This is a genomic window from Type-E symbiont of Plautia stali (genome assembly GCF_059731115.1).
The window spans coordinates 2,105,376-2,122,677 of sequence record NZ_AP035906.1; the positions used below are offsets into that span (position 1 = coordinate 2,105,376).

Below are 17,302 nucleotides of genomic sequence, written 5' to 3' on the forward strand. Positions count from 1 at the left end.
ATTAAAATTTTATCCAGCTTACCAGAAACTTACTCTAAGCCGAGACTGCGACGACCGTTGCTGTTTAACGCGTCCAAAGTGAATCGATCGCGCCAGCTGGCTTCATAGTCCTCTTTCGGGAAATCACCCGGTGAGGCACCGGTTGCCAGCGCCTCAGCAACCTGAGTGGCGTAAGCGGCATTCTTCTCGCACAGGGGTGCAGCCGGAATGTACATCACATTGCCCCAACCCTGTTGATCCTCAACGGGTGCAACCGAATGGATAACATCACAGTGCCACCAGACAGAATCACCCGCTTCCATTGCTGGAATGGAACACAGTCCCTCGATGAGTTCAGGATGCCACTGCTCTGAGATGGGCAATACTTTGCCCGGTGCAACACCGCAGAGTTCATCCTCTGGTACATCTTTCAGCAGCGGACGCAGCAACAGATACGCCATCGCTTCCGGAACCGGCACCACATGCAGTAAGCCCTGACCCAATTGCATATCTGACAATGCAGTCCATCCCTGGAAAGTGCGGAATACCGAACATTTGGTGGTGGTGCCAGCCTGATATTCATTCACTTCTGTGCGATGTGCCGCATCCCAGGGATCATATTGATCAAATTGGTTATTAAAGATTTTGCTGAACACCTGTTGGTAAGCTGGCAGTAACCAGCGTTCCAGCGCCCCGGAATCCGTATGCGCGCCCAGCCCTTTTGATGTGGTGCCCGGTAAACGACGGCGAATACGATCCGGATAGATAATGCTGACATCAGGGTCAAACCAGCGCGTTCCGCTGGATTCGAAGGTCCACAGGCGATTCAGGAAGGATTGGGTTTGTGCCATGGCGTCGCTCTGACGCGCCGACATCTGTGCTTCGCTCCAGTAGATCGGATAGATTTCAGGGCGTGAGGCATCAAGGCTGCCAAAGAAGTTGTCACCCGGCCCTTTATAGACTTCATCGAAATCATTTTTATCAAGGTATTCCAGCATCGACGCATCCCAGCCCAACGCCTGCTCGCGCGTAAAGGTCTGTTTCACCACCACACAGCCGCGACGACGAATGTGATCCTTCACTTCATCGGAAATGCGCCCTGCGGCGATGTCATCCCAACGTACCTGTGGCCATGCCGTGCCGTTTCGCGCTTCTTCCTCACGAGCTACAGCAATTTCGCTGAGGATTTTACTTCTGACCTGCTCAAACAGGCCCTCAACATCGCCGATTTGCGCTCTGAGCACCTGTTTCATCAAGCGGATATGCTGCTTTGCATCTTCAGGTTGTTGTAAAGAGGTAAAGGATGTATTCATTTTGTCGCTCCGATTTTCGAATGAAACTTAAGTTAGCTTCATTCATAACAATCTGTCGGCATTTCACCTAACTTCAGCGCACGATTTTAAGAAACCCATCACAAAAAAATTAAGAACAACGTCTAACCGAAGGTGCACCGGAGTGGCTCTCCGGTGCCGGGAAATGAGGAAAAATGTCAGGAAATCAAGAGGAAAAAGACGGTGGTATGTGGGAAGGAAATGGCCTGGCAGGTACTATTCCAGCCAGGCGTGATACCGCTGATGGAGTTCAGCCAGATTTTTTACATTGAGTTTGCGCATTGCAGACTGTTTTTGGCTGCTAATGGTTTTAATACTTTTGTCTTTGGCAACAGCAATATCCGTTACGGTACGACCGCGATAGATGGAGCGGATGATCGTTCTTTCCGTGGTACTGAGTGAAAGCATCGCTTCTTCATACATCCTTGATGAGAATACATGTCGTAAAGATGAACCCTTTTGCGGTGCAGTGGGTTTGACTTCAAATCCCCAGACTCGATGTTCAAGTACTGCCGTCACCGCATCTTCAACCTCGCGCTGATTGCATTTCCTGTTTAATATGGCTTGCACACCTGATTTTTTATATTTTTGTAATAGCCTGACATCCGATGCGCGGGTTAAAATTATGACTGATGCTGTGGGCAAGTAAGATTTTATCAGCATAGAAATAACATCTGCATTGCCAACCTCAGTATCGATAATAATCAGATCCAAATCTCTATCAATGATGTTGATCTGTTCATCATGGGTTTGGATGGGATGGTGAGTCACCGTCACAGCATTCAATGTTGTCAACATGGCGCGAATACCATAATAGGTGATCGCGCTGGGTGTCATAATAGCGATATTTTTATTTTTGATTTTGCTTGTCGTTATTTTAATGACGCCATGCATTGTTGATGTTCCTCAATTGTGATCACGCCAATATGCAATTATTACAGATTCATCTGAACGATATTAGCCGATGCCATGCGATTAATCCGATGCGGATATTATTGGCTAGATTGAAGGCTTTCAACATACTGGCGTAAATGTCACTTAAAAGTCACCAGCATGGAGATAATTCTCATATTAATCAAATAGATAATCCTGTGACAAAGCTGTTACCTACCTGATTGTCATCATCAGCATGCCCTTTTGTCAGACCGTGTTATAATCAGCCGCATGAAAAGTGTGCGTTGAAGATGCGCCGTGGGGATCAGGCAGAAGTGACCATTATTTTTTTTAACGATACCGGTCTGATCAGGCTGGAAGATAAAGAGATTATTCTTAGCAGGCAAAGTAAAATATGCCTGACGTACCTGTGTGAGCATGAAGGTAATATCGTTTCCAAAGAAGCATTACATGACGCTTGCTGGAGAAACCATGGTGCTGTGGTCTCCGATAATACCGTACGACAAACCCTTTTTCGCATCCGGAAATCACTCGCCTCACTGGAAGTAGAAGGCGAAATTCTTGAAACACTGGGATACATGGGATATCGCTTAAAACCCGGTTGCATCACTCTGGTTTCAGACTCACAAAATTATTCGTTACCGGAACGCCAGGATGGTTTGAATCAAAAGCAAGAAACATCAGCGATCTCTATTTCTGATACATCGAAATCAGCGCTTAAGAATAAACCGACAAAGATAAAATTCAGGGTACTTACGCTGCTGCTTTGCTGCCTGTTTTTTTTCGTGGGCACTGTGATTCGTGGCCAACAACTTATCCACCCATTGCGGTATGGCGAACCACTTCTGCTTGATGGGCACAGCTTTCTGTTTTCGCAATACGTGGAAAATGACAAACATGACTCGGCAAGACGCGTGAGTTACTGGCTTAACAAAATGCAGGTTTCCATTACGCCGCACAGCAAAATCTACATTAATGCCGATCGTGGCAACGCGATTAATTTTTTTGTGTGCAAAGGCGAAATTGAACTGGCGACAACCTCTTGCCAGACATTTGCGGTTATCGGGAGAAATCATCCATGAGAATGGCTGTTTCCGCGGCATGTTGCCTGTTGGCATTGTTGCTGGGTTGGTTTTCGCTGCCCTATTTTGTACGGCCATTTTCTGGCGATTGCCGGGCCGAGACCTATATTATCTATGATGAACCTGACCGGACCGTAGTCAGTCATGGCTACTGGGATATATTGAGCGGCAGTCGTGAAGGTCATTTAAATGCTTATCTGGCGTTTATGTCGCCGCAGGGGCTTGAAAGCAGGATTAATGTTGATCGCACCGTGAATCTTGATTATGACTACCATCCTGATTCCGTAACGGTTTCCACTCGCAAATCTTTTCGTATTGCGGGTCCTGATACGCAGGATCCCGCTATCGGGAAATATATTGATCCGCTGGCGGACGAGAATTTCACCGCCCGCATCTACCTGTTTAAAGTGGGAAACCAGGTCATTTCAGGCTTCCATTATCGGCCGCTTAACCGGTGTATGAAACCTGGATTTTGAGGCGAGTCAGACCGGTCGATCATTTGTTCTGGTAAAGATCCCAACGGTTGCCGTACAAATCCTCGAAAACCACAACCGTGCCATACTCTTCTTCGCGGGGTTCTTCACAGAAAGTGACCCCATTGGCTTTCATTTGCTGGTAATCACGCCAGAAGTCGTCCGTCTGTAAAAACAGGAACACCCGGCCGCCGCATTGATTACCGATAAACCCTTGCTGGCGCTCATTCGATGCCTGCGCCAGCAGCAAGTTACAATCGCTCTGCGGATTAGGATTGACCACCACCCAGCGCTTGCCTGGCTGTGCGGTATCTTCGATTAAATGAAATCCCAGTTTTTGCGTATAGTATTCAATCGCGCGGTCATAATCATCGACCACAATAGCGACGTAACCCATGCAACGCTTTTGTGTTCTCATTTTGGTTTCCTTTATATTCTGACGCGAAATCTCATCTGGATATCAACAAATAAAAAGCAGACCGAAGTCTGCTTATTCCTTATCACGCATTGCCACCCGCGACTTTGCGTAATGCCACCACTTCCGCGTGTTCTAACAGCGGTTCAAGATCCGCGAACAATTTAACGATATGCGGGGCATTCAGGTGCTTATCCAGTAATTCCTGGCTCGCCCACTCTTCGGTCCAGACAAAGCGGCGCGGATTTTTGCTATCAATGTTTAGCTGATAGGTAATACACCCTTCTTCTTGCAGCGTCTCTTCAATCACACCACAAAATAATTGCTCAGCTTTATCTTCGCAACCCGGTTTTGCCGTTAGCAATGCCACAACAGGAACAGTCATTTTTATCTCCCTTTTAAATGAAATAAGCCGAGCCAAAGTAACGCAGCTTATTCCTGTTGTCAGTCTGAAAACGTGCGTTGCCTGATATGCCTGGTTCGCGCCATAATCGCGAAAATAACGCAAGGAGTGTTGCATGCCAGAACTGTCGAGTTGGTTAGCCTTTGCATTGGTGGCGTTGGGATTGGTGCTTACGCCCGGCCCCAATATGATCTACCTGGTTTCGCGTTCGCTGTGTCAGGGCAAGCGGGCGGGTTATATTTCCCTCGGCGGCGTGGCGTTAGGGTTTGTGTTTTATATGCTGTGCGCGGCGCTGGGTATCACCGCGTGGCTGCTTGCCGTTCCATGGGCCTATGATGCGCTGCGTTTCAGTGGCGCACTCTATTTGCTGTATCTTGCGTGGCAGATACTCAAGCCTGGCGGCCGCTCGCCATTTGCCGTGCGCGATCTCCCTGCCGACAACCCGCGTAAACTGTTCACCATGGGTTTCCTCACCAACCTCGCGAACCCAAAAATCGCCATGATGTTTCTGTCGCTATTACCGCAGTTTATTAGCCCGCATCACGGTAGTGTGCTGATGCAGTCGCTGATATTGGGCGTCACCCAAATTGTGATTAGCCTGACGGTCAATGCGATTTTCATTACTACCGCTGGCCAGGTGTCGACATTTTTACTGACGCGCCCCAGCTGGCAGCGTTTGCAGCGCTGGCTGATGGGCACGGTGCTGGCGGGCATGGCCGTCAAACTCGCATTGGATGCACGAAAGTAAGTTGCGATTTAATTGGGCGCGTCGGGGCGCGCCCAACAATCCGTTAGTGAGCCAACATCTGAATGATTTTGTCCGCCGCGATAACGCGATCGTCATTCGGGAACCATTTATTCGCCAGCATAATCACTGCAATCTTCTGTGACGGAATAAACACCGCGTAGGTTGAGAAACCATTGGTCGAACCGGTTTTGTTATACCACGCCTGTTGTGGCGCAGCCTGCGGTGGCGTGATCACCGTGGCCGACATCCCTTTCATGATGCGCTGACCGCTGTTGCCTTCCACCAACTGCTTTGATGAGACAGGCAACGGATAGTATTCCCACATCATCGCCTGCGTAAACGCCTCGGTTTTGTAGTAGCCCTGATGCGTGGTGGCGATTGCCTGCTGCCACTCCGTCGCGACCTTCTGTTCATCCAGTTGAATAGCCAGCCAGCGAATCAGATCAGCGGATGTCGATTTCAACCCATACGACTCAGCATCCAACGGGCCTGGCGTCACACGTACCGGCTTGTCTTGTTTATTGTAACCTTGCGCATATTGGCCCATCTCTGACTGAGGCACCTGAATATAAGTGTGCTTCATGCCCATCGCGGGTAACAGTTGCTGCTCCATCGCGCTGATAAACGGCTGATGCAAGCTTTTGGCGGCAATCATGCCGAGCATACCAATCCCCAGATTGGAGTAGACACGCTGAGTGCCCGGCTGAGCCGGCGGCTGCCAGTTTTTGTACCAGTTCATCAACTGCTGCTGATTGGTGACATCGTCCGGCACAAACAGCGGCGTGCCCGTGGTGTGAGTAGCAAGGTTAAGCAGTGACACCTGATCAAACGCACTGCCCTTCAGTTCGGGCAACCATGTACTGGCTTTGTCACTAAACTGCAGTTTTTTCTGCTGAGCCGCATAGCTCGCTAAGGTAGCGGTAAACGTTTTGCTGAGTGACCCGATTTCAAACAAGGTCTGCGCAGTAATCGGCTGTTGAGTCTCTTTGGACGCGACACCGTAGTTGTAAAACTCGGTTTTGCCATCGTGCAGAATAGCCACCGCCATGCCAGGGATTTGATATTGCTGCATCAACGGTTTGATGATGGCGTCAGGTAAAGAAGTTTGTGCGAGGGCGCTGGTGCTTGCCAGCAGCGCTAGCGCAGTAAGAGATAAGCGCATGAAAATTCCTTTTATTTCAGTTAAGCCACAATTTCAGCGCGTGATTATAAAATTCCGTCACGGTTTCACCTAACCAAATATTCTGCTATCCGCGGGAAAGTGAAGGCGATCACAAGCGCGAAACATTTTATTAACCATTAATTGATCTTTTCCCCGCCAGCTTTTATAGCTTATGAAAATTATTTCACACATCAGAAATAATTTTCAAAACGTACCCCGGCTCGTTTTTCCGCGTTAAGTCGTCACGGCTGAGCCTCCAAATTCAGCGTCTGCTCCGGGGAAAACATGAAAAAAATCGCCATCCTTCTTTCCAGCCTTGCGTTAGCGGGCACACTCTCCAGCACCGCACGTGCCGCCGATGAATCACCACAGTTCCGTTGCAAACCTGGCGAAACTTACTATATGAACGTCATGGTGACCGGTGTTGAATACTGGTTTCCGGTGTACGAGATGTTTAAACAAGCTGCGCATCAGCTGGGCTGCAAAACCGTTTATGGTGGCACGCCCGCTTATGACGTCAACCAGCAGTTAGCCAGTTTCGAACAGATTCTGGCGCAGAAACCCGCCGGGATTTTCCTCCATCCGATGAATCCCGACCCCTTTATCGAGCCAATTAATCGTGCGGCAGAGATGGGCATTCCGGTGGTAACTTTTGCCGCTGATTCCCCCAACAGCAAGCGTGTCGCTTACATCACTTCAGATAACTTCCGTGAAGGTAAAGCCGCCGCCGATGAACTTGGTAAAGCCATGGGCAAAGGCGCGGAGTATGCGGTGCTGGAAAATCCAGGGCAGGATAATCATGACCGTCGGGTTACGGCTTTTATCAATGAGATGAAAATCGCGTTTCCTGACAGCAAGCTGGTTGCGCGCGCCGCCACTAATCAGGATCCATCAAAAGCCTACAACGCCGTGCTGTCGATGCTACAAGCGAATCCAAACCTGAAAGGCATCTTCATGCCTGAAGCCAGTTCCGCAATCGGTGCCGCACAGGCAGTGGTGGAAAACGGTGGCAAAGTGAAAGTGATGACGGTGGACGTCAACGCCAAAGTACTGGATATGATCAAAAGCGGCGAGGTGTTTGGTGCCATCAACCCCAATCAGGGAATACAGGGCTACATGGGCTTTATGACGCTGTTCCTCGCCGCCCACCCAGAATTGATTGACCCCATGAATGATGCCAAACGCAACGGTGTGAATCCCTTCTCGTTCCCAATCCTCGACAATGGTTATGCCGTGGTGACTAAAGAAAATGCCGATGATTTCCGCTGGGACCGTTACCTGAAACGTCGTGGAACCAAAGGCATCAACGAGTAAGGGGAAGATGATGACGGCACTGCTTGAGTTACGCAGCATCAGCAAACGCTTCGGCGCAGTACAGGCGTTACAGGACGTTGATCTTACGCTAAGGTCCGGTGAAATTCATGCGCTGGCCGGTGAAAACGGCGCGGGTAAGTCTACTCTGATGAATATCATTGATGGCATTCTGCGCCCCGACAGCGGTGAAATAGTGTTGGAGGGGCAATCCGTAACCATTCGCTCGCCGCGTGAGGCGCAGCGGTTAGGCATCGGGCTGGTGCATCAGGAGATCGCGTTGTGCCCGGATATTACTATCTATGAAAATATCTGGATGGCACATCAGCAGCGCGGCTTTCTATTACCGCATAAAACCTTGAGGGAAAAAGCGCAGCAGGTTATGAATCGTCTTGCGCCGATTCCAGTGAGTAAAAAGGTTAGCGAACTGTCGTTGTCACAACAGCAACTCGTAGAGATTGCCAAAGCACTGACGCTGGATTGTCGTTTGCTGATTCTGGATGAGCCCACTGCAGCGCTCACGGAACCAGAAGCGCAGACGCTGTTCACCATCGTGCGTCAACTGCGCGATCAGGGCATCACGGTGGTGTATATCAGTCATCGTATGGCCGAGATTTTTGCGCTTTGTCAGCACATCACCATTCTGCGCGATGGCCGGACGGTGCACAGTGCGCCATTGAACAGCATGACACCGGATGAAGTCATTACGCGCCTTGTCGGTCGCGAATTGTCGCAACTCTATCCCGATAAACGCCCCTCTCATCGTGCCGCACCGCTGCTGGAGGTACGATCTCTTAGCGATAGTCAGCGTTTTTACGATATCAACTTCGAGCTGTATCCCGGCGAAATTCTCGGCATTGGTGGCTTGATGGGCGCGGGCCGTAGCGAAATCGCTCAGGGCGTGTGCGCATTGCACCCGTTAACTCACGGCACTGTTCGTATCAAAGGCCAGCCAGCAACACTGAAAAATTACGCCGCCAGTATCCAACATCACATGGTTTATTTATCCGAAGATCGTAAGGACGCCGGGCTGTTTTTAGCAATGCCAATTGACTGGAACATCTCGGCGCTGGATGTCCGCGCGATTAGCCATCGCGGTTTGACGCTAAGCCCAAGTCGCGAGCGTGTGCAAGCGGAAGCGCTGGCGTATCAGGTCAAACTAAAACGCGGCAAATTGAGCGACCCGGTGTCATCGCTTTCTGGCGGCAATCAGCAGAAAGTGGCGCTAGCGCGCGTGCTGTCGGTGCACCCCGAAATCATCTTTCTTGATGAACCGACGCGCGGCGTCGATGTCAGCGCCAAGGCAGAGATCTACCAGATCCTCGCCCAATTAGCACATAACGGTGTCGGACTGGTGGTGATTTCATCAGAGTTACCTGAGCTGATTGGTTTATGTGACCGCATTATCGTTATTCATGAAGGTCACATCACCGGTGAAGTGACCGGCGATGCAATGACCGAGGAGAATCTGATGAGACTGGCTGCTGGCATTCCCCCTGAAGTGGAGGCGCTATGACCATGAATACGACCTTGCCCGGAGCAGGCAAATCCCGGCTGTCATTGTTTGGCGGCCTGTACAAGCAGCGGGAAATCGGCTTGATTGCGATCATCGCGTTAATCTTTATCGTGATGAGTTTTACCTCACCCTACTTCCTGACGTGGGCCAATATGAAAGCGATGCTGTTGTCGTTTTCGATTGAAGGCATTGTGGTGATCGGTATGACGATCTTGTTGATCGTCGGCGGTCTCGATCTCTCGGTCGGCGCGGTGGTGTGCCTTTCTATGGTGGTCGCGGGACAACTGTTTCTGAGTGGGGTGGATCCCAGGCTGGCCAGCCTGGGAGGAATAGCTGCCGCCGCACTGGTGGGCTTGCTGATGGGTTTAACAGTGACCAAAATCGGCCTGAGTCATTTTATTGCCTCGCTGGCAGCGATGGTGATTGTGCGCGGACTTTGCATGATCATCACCCAGGGCACGCCGCTGTCGCTGTTCACACTTCCCGTCAGTTTCAAATTTATCGGCCAGGGTGCCATGTGGGGCATTCCGTTTGTCATCCTGCTGTTCTTTATATTGGTCGCCCTGTTCGATTTCCTGCTGCGCAAAGCCACGCTGTTCCGCAAAGTATTTTATACCGGCAGTAATGAGCGTGCGGCGGCCTATTCCGGCATCAACATCAACCGCATAAAACTGTGGGTCACGGTACTCACCTCAACGCTAGCAGGTGTAGCCGGCATTATTTATATGGCGCGGTTAGGCTCAGCTACCCCGACCTTTGGCGTAGGGATGGAACTGAACGTGATAGCGGCGGCGGTGATAGGCGGCGCAAGCCTGAAAGGCGGCACTGGCTCGATTCTGGGCGCGGTTTTAGGTGTCGCACTGCTCTCCATCGTGACCAGCTCACTGATCCTGATTAATGTTTCCGTCTACTGGCAGGACTTGATCAAAGGTTTAATTCTGCTGGCGGCGGTGTCGATTGACCACCTGCTGAATAAATATCGGGCAGCATAAGGACGCATCATCGATGGAATTCGCCAGCGAACATCCAGCATTTCACAGTGCACGCCAGATCTATCAGGTATTGGTGATGTATTACCTCGACGGCAAAAAGCAGTCGGAGATTGCGGTGGAAACCGGGTTGTCGGTCGCCAGCGTGAATCGCCTGATTCGTCAGGGCAAAGAGAGCGGCATGGTGGAAATCACTATTAAATCGCCCTGGCTGTCGGCCCACCAACTCGAAAGTGAACTGCAGCAATGGGGTCAACTGCAACAGGTGGTGGTGGCACCCAATGTCGCGCGCAGTGATGAGCAGAATTTACAGATGGTGGGCGCGGCGGCGGCGGATTATTTGCTATCACGTCTGAAAGATGGCGACGTTATTGCGCTCACCGGTGGCAAAGGCGTGAGCGCTCTGGTGGAGGCACTGCATCCTTCGCGCAAATACGATGTTCAGGTCGTGCCTGCATTGGGTTGCGTGCAAGGAAAGCACTATACCGACGTGAATCATGTTGCCTCTGAAATGGCGGCTCGGCTTGGCGGCCATGCCTGGCAGATTCATGCCCCGCTCTTCACTGACTCTGCTGCTGAACGTGACATGTTGATGAGAATCAGTGCCGTAGACCGGGTGCTGGATAAAGCGCGTAACGCTACGCTGGCAGTGGTCGGTCTTGGTTCTATTCACAGCGACAGTTCCAGCTACTACGATTTGAATCTGGCAGCTCGTCATGCATCCGCCAGCATCGAAACCAGTGGCGCACGCAGCGAACTGCTAGCCTGGTTACTCGATGCACAAGGCCAGCCCGCGCCGTTTGACGCCAATCAGCGGCTGGTTGGGCTGACCTTATCGGAGCTACAACGTATTCCCTTTTCTATGGCGGTGGTGGCCGGACGCGACAAAGTGGATCCCATCCACTGTGCGCTGCAAGGCCAGTGGCTAAAAGGCATGGTCACCGACGAATCCACCGCAGCAGGCGTACTCGAAATGGCCAAGAGCCGGGGAGCAATCCATGGAGAATAATGCAACACGCGAGCAGCGACTCAGCGCTTTACGACAACGCACCACGACACCAGTGCTGATTGTCGGTGGCGGCATCAACGGCATCAGCACCTTTCGCGAACTGGCATTGCAGGGTATTCCGGCGGTTCTGGTGGAAAAAGGTGACTGGTGCCAGGCGGCCAGCGGCGCGCTGTCTCGTATGATCCACGGCGGACTGCGCTATCTGGAAACCGGCGAGTTTACGCTGGTCAAAGAGTCGGTGATGGAGCGTGACCGGCTACTGAAAAACGCGGCGCACTATGTTTTTCCGCTGCGTACCACCGTCCCGATCGACAACCTCGGCGGCGGACTGCTCAATGCCACGCGGCGTTTTTTGCGTCTGAGCGACAAACCCACACGCCGCGGCGCTCTGCTGATCAAAACTGGCCTCAGTCTCTACGATGTCTACACCAGGCAGTACGGATCGATGCCCAAACATCAGGTGCGCGGTGAGGCAGCCACGCGCGACCGCTGGCCAGGATTTGCCCCCTGGGTGAAATACAGCGCCAGCTACTACGATGCCTGGATCAGTGCACCGGAACGACTGGGTTATGAATTGATTGAAGATGCCGAGCGTGCTTGTCCGGAGGCACTGGCGCTGAATTATTTGCAACTGGTGAGCGCCGATGGCGAATCCGTTACGTTACAGGATGCACTCAGCGGTGAGCATTTTACAATGCAGCCGCATGTATTGGTGAATGCCGGCGGCGCGTGGATAGATCAGCTCAATCAGCGTCTGGCGCCCACGGAACATTTCACCAAACTGATTGGCGGGACCAAGGGTTCGCATTTGATCATTGATCACCCCAAACTGTTACAGATGCTCGATGGGGAAATGGTCTATTTCGAAAACCAGGAAGGCCGCGTCTGCATTATGTTTCCGTGGTTTGGCAAAGTGCTGCTCGGTTCCACGGATATCCGCGTGGACGATCCCGATAGCGTGGTGTGTGAAGAGCAGGAAAAAGCCTACATTCTTGAGTCGCTGCGCTTTGTTTTTCCTGACGTCGTGGTGCCGGAATCGTCGATTCTCTACACCTTTTGCGGTGTGCGTCCGCTTCCGGCCAGCAACGCCAAAGTTAACGGGCAAATCTCGCGCAATCACTCGCTGGTGCTGCTGCCGCCTGATGCCGCACATGCTTACAGCTTGCTATGCCTGGTCGGCGGCAAATGGACCACCTTTCGTCAGTTTGGTGAAGAGGCCGCGGATCGGGTATTGCGTCTGATCGGAGAAAAGCGCCGAATATCGAGCGGCGATCTGCCCATCGGCGGTGGACGTGACTTCCCTGCACCTTCCGGGCAAACCGCGTGGCTAGCCCAACTCGCGCATCTGCATTCACTGCCCTTGTCCCGCGTATCGCAGTTAGTCCGCCGTTATGGCAGCCGCACCCTGCCAATCCTGCAATTGATCCAGCAACAGGGGGAGCAGCCGCTGCAGCATCATGCGGGGTATAGCGCGCTGGAACTTTGTTACCTTATTGAGCATGAGCAGGTTCAGCAACTTGAAGACCTGCTGGTGCGCCGCACGTCGCTGGCGATTTGCGGCGAATTGACGCCCTCACTGGTGGCCGAAATTGCTCAACTGATGGCTGACCTGCGCGGCTGGAACGCCACTCAACTGCAAAACCATCTGCAAAGCAGTTGCGCCAGTCTGGCGCGACAGCACGGCCTGACCGATCTCAACCCCACTCTTTTCCAGGAGGAAACACGCCATGTTAGTCAGCAATAAAGTCCGCATGAATCGTCTGTTTCAACACGGTAAGTGCCTTGATGTGGCTATCGACCACGGTATTGCGAATGAGCCCGACTTTCTGATTGGGTTAGAGAACATCGAAGGTGTGATGGAGAACCTGATCGCCGCGCAGCCGGATGCCATTCAGGTGAATTACGGCCAGGCCGATCTGTTGCAGCAGGTCGCGGGACGAAAACCGGCGCTGGTGATGCGCACGGATGTCGGCAACGCCTATAACGCGGCGCGCCATCGCGAAATGTGGGCGGTGTTGCACAACCCGGATGAGCCAATCCTCGCCGCGTTACAAATGGACGCGGCTGCGGTGGTGGTGAATCTCTATCTGATCCCTGATGAGCCCGGCATTTTCCGTATGTGCGTGGAGAACATCGGCCGCCTGCGTCAGGCGTGCGATCGCTATGCGATGCCGCTGATGATCGAACCTCTGGTGATGGCGCCGGCAGGACAAGGCGCGGCTTACGGTTCGCTCGGTGATGTAGAGAAAATCGTGCCGCTGGTGCGTCTGGCGCGTGAACTCGGCGCCGACATCATCAAAGCCGACCCCACGGAGAACGTGGAAGATTTTCACCGCGTAGTGGAAGCGGCGCGCTGTCCGACGCTGGTGCGCGGTGGCGGCAAAGGCGAACTGGCACCGGTGCTGGCCAAAAGCGCCGCATTGATGGCGCAAGGCGCCAGCGGCATGGTTTATGGCCGTAACGTGTACCAACACGATAACCCATCACGCGTGGTGAAAGCGCTGATGGCAATTATCCATCAGGGCGCTAGCGGCCCGGACGCATTAGACATTTACCAGCAGGGTTGAGTATTACCTGCACCGGCGCTTAAGCGGTGCGCCGTCTTCGTCTGTGAATCGGAGTCGGATATGAGTCAACTTCTCGGCATAGATGCCGGAAACACCATGATCAAAGCGGTACTGTTCGATCTCAGTGGCCGCGTACTGTCGGTTGCCGAATGTGCGGGAGAAACCCTCCAGCCGCAAGAAGGTTATGCGGAGCGTCCGGTAGAAGATATCTGGCACGGGGTCAGCGTGGCCGTCACGCGCTGCCTGCAACAGGCGGGCAGCGCGGCGAATGAGGTTATTGCCGTGGGCGCGGCGGGTCACGGTAACGGTCTGTATGCACTTGATAAGCAGCAGCAGCCGTTGTTCGGCATTCAATCCATCGACCATCGTGCCATCGAAACCGTGCAGGGCCTGGAAGCCAGCGGTACCGATAAAGCCATCTATCAACTTTCGCTGCAGAAGCCCTGGCCCGCCGCCACGCCCGTGCTGATCAGCTGGATTAAACAGCATCAGCCCGATCGCTGGGCGCAGATCGGCCATTTGTTGTGTGCTAAAGATGTCATCGCCCATTTCCTCTGCGGGGCTATCAGCGCTGAGGTTTCCGATGCCGCCGGAGCCGGATTAATCGATTATCGACAGCGCAATTACAGCCACGAGTTGATGGCGCTGTATGGCATTGAAGAGGCGCTTAACCTGCTGCCGCCTCTGCGCGAGTCTTGTGCGGTGGTTGGACACGTGACCGCGCGCGCCGCGCAACTCACCGGGTTACCGTCAGGCATTCCGGTGGTGGCCGGCATTTTTGATGTGGTGGCCAGTGCCATTGGTTCTGGCGTGGTGAAAACCGGAGAGGCTTCTATCGTCGCAGGAACCTGGAGCATCAATCAGGTGGTGGTCGATAAACCGGATTACCAGCGGCCCGTGTTTATGAATTCAATTATTGAAAATGATCGCTTTATGGCGATTGAAGCCAGCGCCACCTCGGCCGCTAATCTCGACTGGTTCCTGCGTGAGTTTGATGATGGGCGCGCTGGCAACGGCGCGGCTCACAGCAGTGATACCGTGGCCCATGTTGAACCCAACCCGCAGTTGCCGCTCTATCATCCTTACCTCTATTCCGGTCGTAAATCTGAACCCGCAAAAGCGGGGTTTTATGGCTTGAGCGGCTGGCATACGCGCGCAGATATGCTGTTTGCGCTGTTTGAAGGCGTGACATTTGCCCATCGCGCACACATTAATCGCTTGCGCGCAGCAGGGATTCCGTTTACCCACGCGACCCTTTCTGGTGGCGCGGCGCGCAGCTGCATCTGGCCGCAAATGTTTGCTGATGTGTTGGGCGTTCCGATTCGCGTGGCTGAGTGCAAAGAGACTGGCGCGCTGGGTGCTGCGCTTTGTGCGGGTGTCGGCGTAGGTGTCTGGCCCGATCTGGCCACGGCGGCACAGCAAGCAGTACGCCTTAATCCCGGCGAGTTACAGCCACGCCCGGAACGCTTTGCGTTTCATGATGCACGTTATCGGGTGTTCAAAAGGCTGGAGTTGGCGATGAGCGAAATGTGGCATGAAGTCGGTTGAATTCACTGGTTATTTTTTTGCCAGGCGGTAATGTTGTGTTCTCGTCGAATTCAATAAGGATAGCGTCGTGCAGATCAATCAACTACCGTTTGGCATTACCGACTGGAGCACCCTCGAGACCGAAAAACATCCGGGCGACAGCGGGTTTGCGCTGTGGCGCACTCAGCGTTTTGGCGATATTCGTGTGCGCATGGTGGAGTATTCGCCGGGTTATCTCGCCGATCACTGGTGCAGCAAAGGTCATATATTGCTGTGTCTGGAAGGCGAAATGATCACCGAACTGGAAGATGGCCGCACTTTTACCCTAACGCCTGGCGTGAGCTATCAGGTTGCCGATAATGCCGAAGCACATCGTTCCTCCACGACGTACGGTGCGAAGCTATTCATCGTCGATTAGCTCTCGGGCCGTGGCTATACACTGCGAATCATCATGCTGAATACGGTAGTCTGAAAAGATAATGTGCGTTTGTCCTGACTATCCCGCTGTTGCCGCAGTCAGCGTTAATCCTTTCTACGCTCTTTGCGTTTGATCTCCATAACAAGAACGCAAATCCGTGAGTTGCGGGCACCGACGTATTGACGACGTCAGTGCCCGCGTCAGGATCACTTAGCCATGCTGTACGCGGCGGTGAGATCGACGCGCTGCCAGAAGGATTGCTCGGCATTGCCCGACAGCGGATAACCGTTTGGCAAGGCTGTTTTCACCATCAGTTGACGAATCTGCGCATCAGAAAGTTTAGGCAGCGCGGTTTTCAGCAGAATCTCCGCGCCCTGCGGCACCTGAATCGGCGTGTTTTTCACATTGGCTTTTGGCAGATTGTAGCTCATCGTGAAACGATAGAATTGCTTCATATCCGGCGCGCGGTAAGGATCGTCCTTGCCGGTTGTGCGTGCGCATTCAGCCAATGAAGTACCACACTCCTTCTCCAGCGCGGCACGCAGTTGATCGCGCGCCTCTTTGAACAGCACCTGATAGCGTGCATCGTTGAGGTAAGTCGCCACGTTGCGCTCTGCCACCATACGTGAACCCATCACGTCCAGCGGATAGTGCACGCCTAACACCAGACGCGAATATCCATAACGCGCACCACGGGTGACCAGTGCCTCAAAGCGTTCCGGCACCATTTCGGCCATCAGCAGCGCATCGGTATAACCGGTATTGGTGTGTCCGCTGGGGAACGATCCGCCGTCCGCGGTATAGCGCACATTGTCTTTCACCACTACATCATCGGGTACCAGATGGATGGTATTGCCTTCATGCAGGAACGGGCGCGGATAGTTAAAGTGTTTTTTGGCAGCGCTGGTGCTGACTTCACTGGCTTTAATCAGCGCAGCGGCTTTGCTGAGTTCGCCTTTGTCATAAGCCGCGATGAAGGCTTTACCAAGACGCGGACCCATGGCGTCAGACAGGAAATACAGCGAGCCGATCGCTTCCGCATCCTGCAACGCCTGATGACGCACGTTCTGCGTGGCATTCAGGTTGATATCAGTCACGGTGGCGCGGTTAGCCGTCAATACGCTGTCTGGCAATGTGCTGAAACCTGATAACAGCGCGATGCCAGCCTGCTGATTTTGCTTCACGTTGAAATCATAGCCACTGCTTTTCAGCCAGGCTTTGTCTGCCTGCGTGCTGGTCTGTTTGGCTTTTTCCAGTTGCTCACGTTTCAGTGACGCACTGTCGCCTTGCAGCCAGGTGCGCTGAGCCTGCAACGACTGTTGCTCCAGCTGCGTATAGCCTGGGGTTGAACCGGTAGACGTTTGTGCAGCCAGTGCGGCCGCCTGCGGCAGTGTTGTCGCATGGGCCTGTTGAGCGAGCAGTAAAACCGTTGCAATCAGTGTATAGCGGGTTTTCATTATTTTCCCCTGTTATCAGAA

Annotated in this window: 17 protein-coding genes; 11 read left to right on the plus strand and 6 right to left on the minus strand. The window is 52.9% G+C overall.

All coding sequences use genetic code 11. The annotated features are described in order from the left end of the window. Window positions 1-29: 29 nt before the first annotated feature. Together AC6I8L_RS09655 and AC6I8L_RS09660 are read right to left on the minus strand one after the other, a co-directional pair. Window positions 30-1,292 carry a DUF1479 domain-containing protein gene (locus tag AC6I8L_RS09655; protein ID WP_058960520.1) on the minus strand — a complete coding sequence of 421 codons (1,263 nt, stop codon included), beginning with the start codon at window positions 1,290-1,292 and terminating at the stop codon, window positions 30-32. A gap of 234 nt (window positions 1,293-1,526) precedes the next feature. Further along, window positions 1,527-2,204: a LuxR C-terminal-related transcriptional regulator gene (locus AC6I8L_RS09660; protein ID WP_498014452.1), complete on the minus strand. Its 678-nt coding sequence runs from the start codon at window positions 2,202-2,204 to the stop codon at window positions 1,527-1,529. Window positions 2,205-2,494: 290 nt separating this feature from the next. On the opposite strand from AC6I8L_RS09660, the gene AC6I8L_RS09665 reads away from it, so the two are divergent. After that, the gene (locus tag AC6I8L_RS09665) at window positions 2,495-3,286 is read left to right on the plus strand and encodes a winged helix-turn-helix domain-containing protein (protein WP_479401620.1); all 792 of its coding nucleotides are present in this window, start codon (window positions 2,495-2,497) and stop codon (window positions 3,284-3,286) included. Further along, complete coding sequence (locus AC6I8L_RS09670; RefSeq protein WP_064511341.1) at window positions 3,283-3,762, plus strand: hypothetical protein; 480 nt, start codon at window positions 3,283-3,285, stop codon at window positions 3,760-3,762. Before AC6I8L_RS09665 ends, AC6I8L_RS09670 begins: the two co-directional genes overlap by 4 nt. Window positions 3,763-3,781: 19 nt before the next feature. Here AC6I8L_RS09670 and AC6I8L_RS09675 read toward each other — a convergent pair whose 3' ends face one another. Both AC6I8L_RS09675 and AC6I8L_RS09680 read right to left on the minus strand, forming a co-directional pair. Continuing rightward, window positions 3,782-4,177, minus strand: a complete 396-nt coding sequence (locus tag AC6I8L_RS09675; protein WP_058960516.1) for a VOC family protein — start codon at window positions 4,175-4,177, stop codon at window positions 3,782-3,784. Between the two features lie 82 nt (window positions 4,178-4,259). Beyond that, window positions 4,260-4,559: a putative quinol monooxygenase gene (locus tag AC6I8L_RS09680; protein WP_058960515.1), complete on the minus strand. Its 300-nt coding sequence runs from the start codon at window positions 4,557-4,559 to the stop codon at window positions 4,260-4,262. A gap of 133 nt (window positions 4,560-4,692) precedes the next feature. On the opposite strand from AC6I8L_RS09680, the gene AC6I8L_RS09685 reads away from it, so the two are divergent. After that, window positions 4,693-5,325, plus strand: a complete 633-nt coding sequence (locus tag AC6I8L_RS09685; RefSeq protein WP_058960514.1) for a LysE family translocator — start codon at window positions 4,693-4,695, stop codon at window positions 5,323-5,325. 43 nt (window positions 5,326-5,368) lie between these two features. Here AC6I8L_RS09685 and ampC read toward each other — a convergent pair whose 3' ends face one another. Continuing rightward, on the minus strand, window positions 5,369-6,487 hold the full coding sequence (gene ampC, locus AC6I8L_RS09690; RefSeq protein ID WP_058960513.1) for a class C beta-lactamase: 1,119 nt from the start codon (window positions 6,485-6,487) through the stop codon (window positions 5,369-5,371). A gap of 285 nt (window positions 6,488-6,772) precedes the next feature. On the opposite strand from ampC, the gene AC6I8L_RS09695 reads away from it, so the two are divergent. The 8 genes from AC6I8L_RS09695 to AC6I8L_RS09730 all read left to right on the plus strand — a co-directional run bounded on the left by AC6I8L_RS09695 (window position 6,773) and on the right by AC6I8L_RS09730 (window position 15,824). Continuing rightward, window positions 6,773-7,801, plus strand: coding sequence for a substrate-binding domain-containing protein (locus tag AC6I8L_RS09695; RefSeq protein WP_058960512.1), 1,029 nt, complete (start codon window positions 6,773-6,775; stop codon window positions 7,799-7,801). A 10-nt stretch (window positions 7,802-7,811) separates the two neighbouring features. Beyond that, a complete protein-coding gene (locus AC6I8L_RS09700) occupies window positions 7,812-9,314 on the plus strand; it encodes a sugar ABC transporter ATP-binding protein (RefSeq protein ID WP_058960511.1) in 1,503 nt (500 codons plus the stop codon). After that, the gene (locus tag AC6I8L_RS09705) at window positions 9,311-10,306 is read left to right on the plus strand and encodes an ABC transporter permease (RefSeq protein WP_058960510.1); all 996 of its coding nucleotides are present in this window, start codon (window positions 9,311-9,313) and stop codon (window positions 10,304-10,306) included. The genes AC6I8L_RS09700 and AC6I8L_RS09705 overlap by 4 nt, the downstream gene beginning before the upstream one ends. 13 nt (window positions 10,307-10,319) lie before the next feature. Beyond that, window positions 10,320-11,312: a sugar-binding transcriptional regulator gene (locus tag AC6I8L_RS09710; protein ID WP_058960509.1), complete on the plus strand. Its 993-nt coding sequence runs from the start codon at window positions 10,320-10,322 to the stop codon at window positions 11,310-11,312. After that, on the plus strand, window positions 11,302-13,056 hold the full coding sequence (locus tag AC6I8L_RS09715; protein WP_058960508.1) for a glycerol-3-phosphate dehydrogenase/oxidase: 1,755 nt from the start codon (window positions 11,302-11,304) through the stop codon (window positions 13,054-13,056). The genes AC6I8L_RS09710 and AC6I8L_RS09715 overlap by 11 nt, the downstream gene beginning before the upstream one ends. Then, the gene (locus AC6I8L_RS09720; protein ID WP_058960507.1) at window positions 13,040-13,879 is read left to right on the plus strand and encodes a class I fructose-bisphosphate aldolase; all 840 of its coding nucleotides are present in this window, start codon (window positions 13,040-13,042) and stop codon (window positions 13,877-13,879) included. Before AC6I8L_RS09715 ends, AC6I8L_RS09720 begins: the two co-directional genes overlap by 17 nt. 60 nt (window positions 13,880-13,939) lie before the next feature. Beyond that, on the plus strand, window positions 13,940-15,427 hold the full coding sequence (locus AC6I8L_RS09725; protein WP_058960506.1) for an FGGY-family carbohydrate kinase: 1,488 nt from the start codon (window positions 13,940-13,942) through the stop codon (window positions 15,425-15,427). Between the two features lie 67 nt (window positions 15,428-15,494). Further along, a complete protein-coding gene (locus tag AC6I8L_RS09730) occupies window positions 15,495-15,824 on the plus strand; it encodes a DHCW motif cupin fold protein (protein ID WP_058960505.1) in 330 nt (109 codons plus the stop codon). Window positions 15,825-16,030: 206 nt separating this feature from the next. On the opposite strand, the gene AC6I8L_RS09735 is transcribed toward AC6I8L_RS09730, so the two are convergent. Next, window positions 16,031-17,281, minus strand: coding sequence for an acid phosphatase (locus AC6I8L_RS09735; protein ID WP_058960504.1), 1,251 nt, complete (start codon window positions 17,279-17,281; stop codon window positions 16,031-16,033). Window positions 17,282-17,302 lie beyond the last annotated feature (21 nt).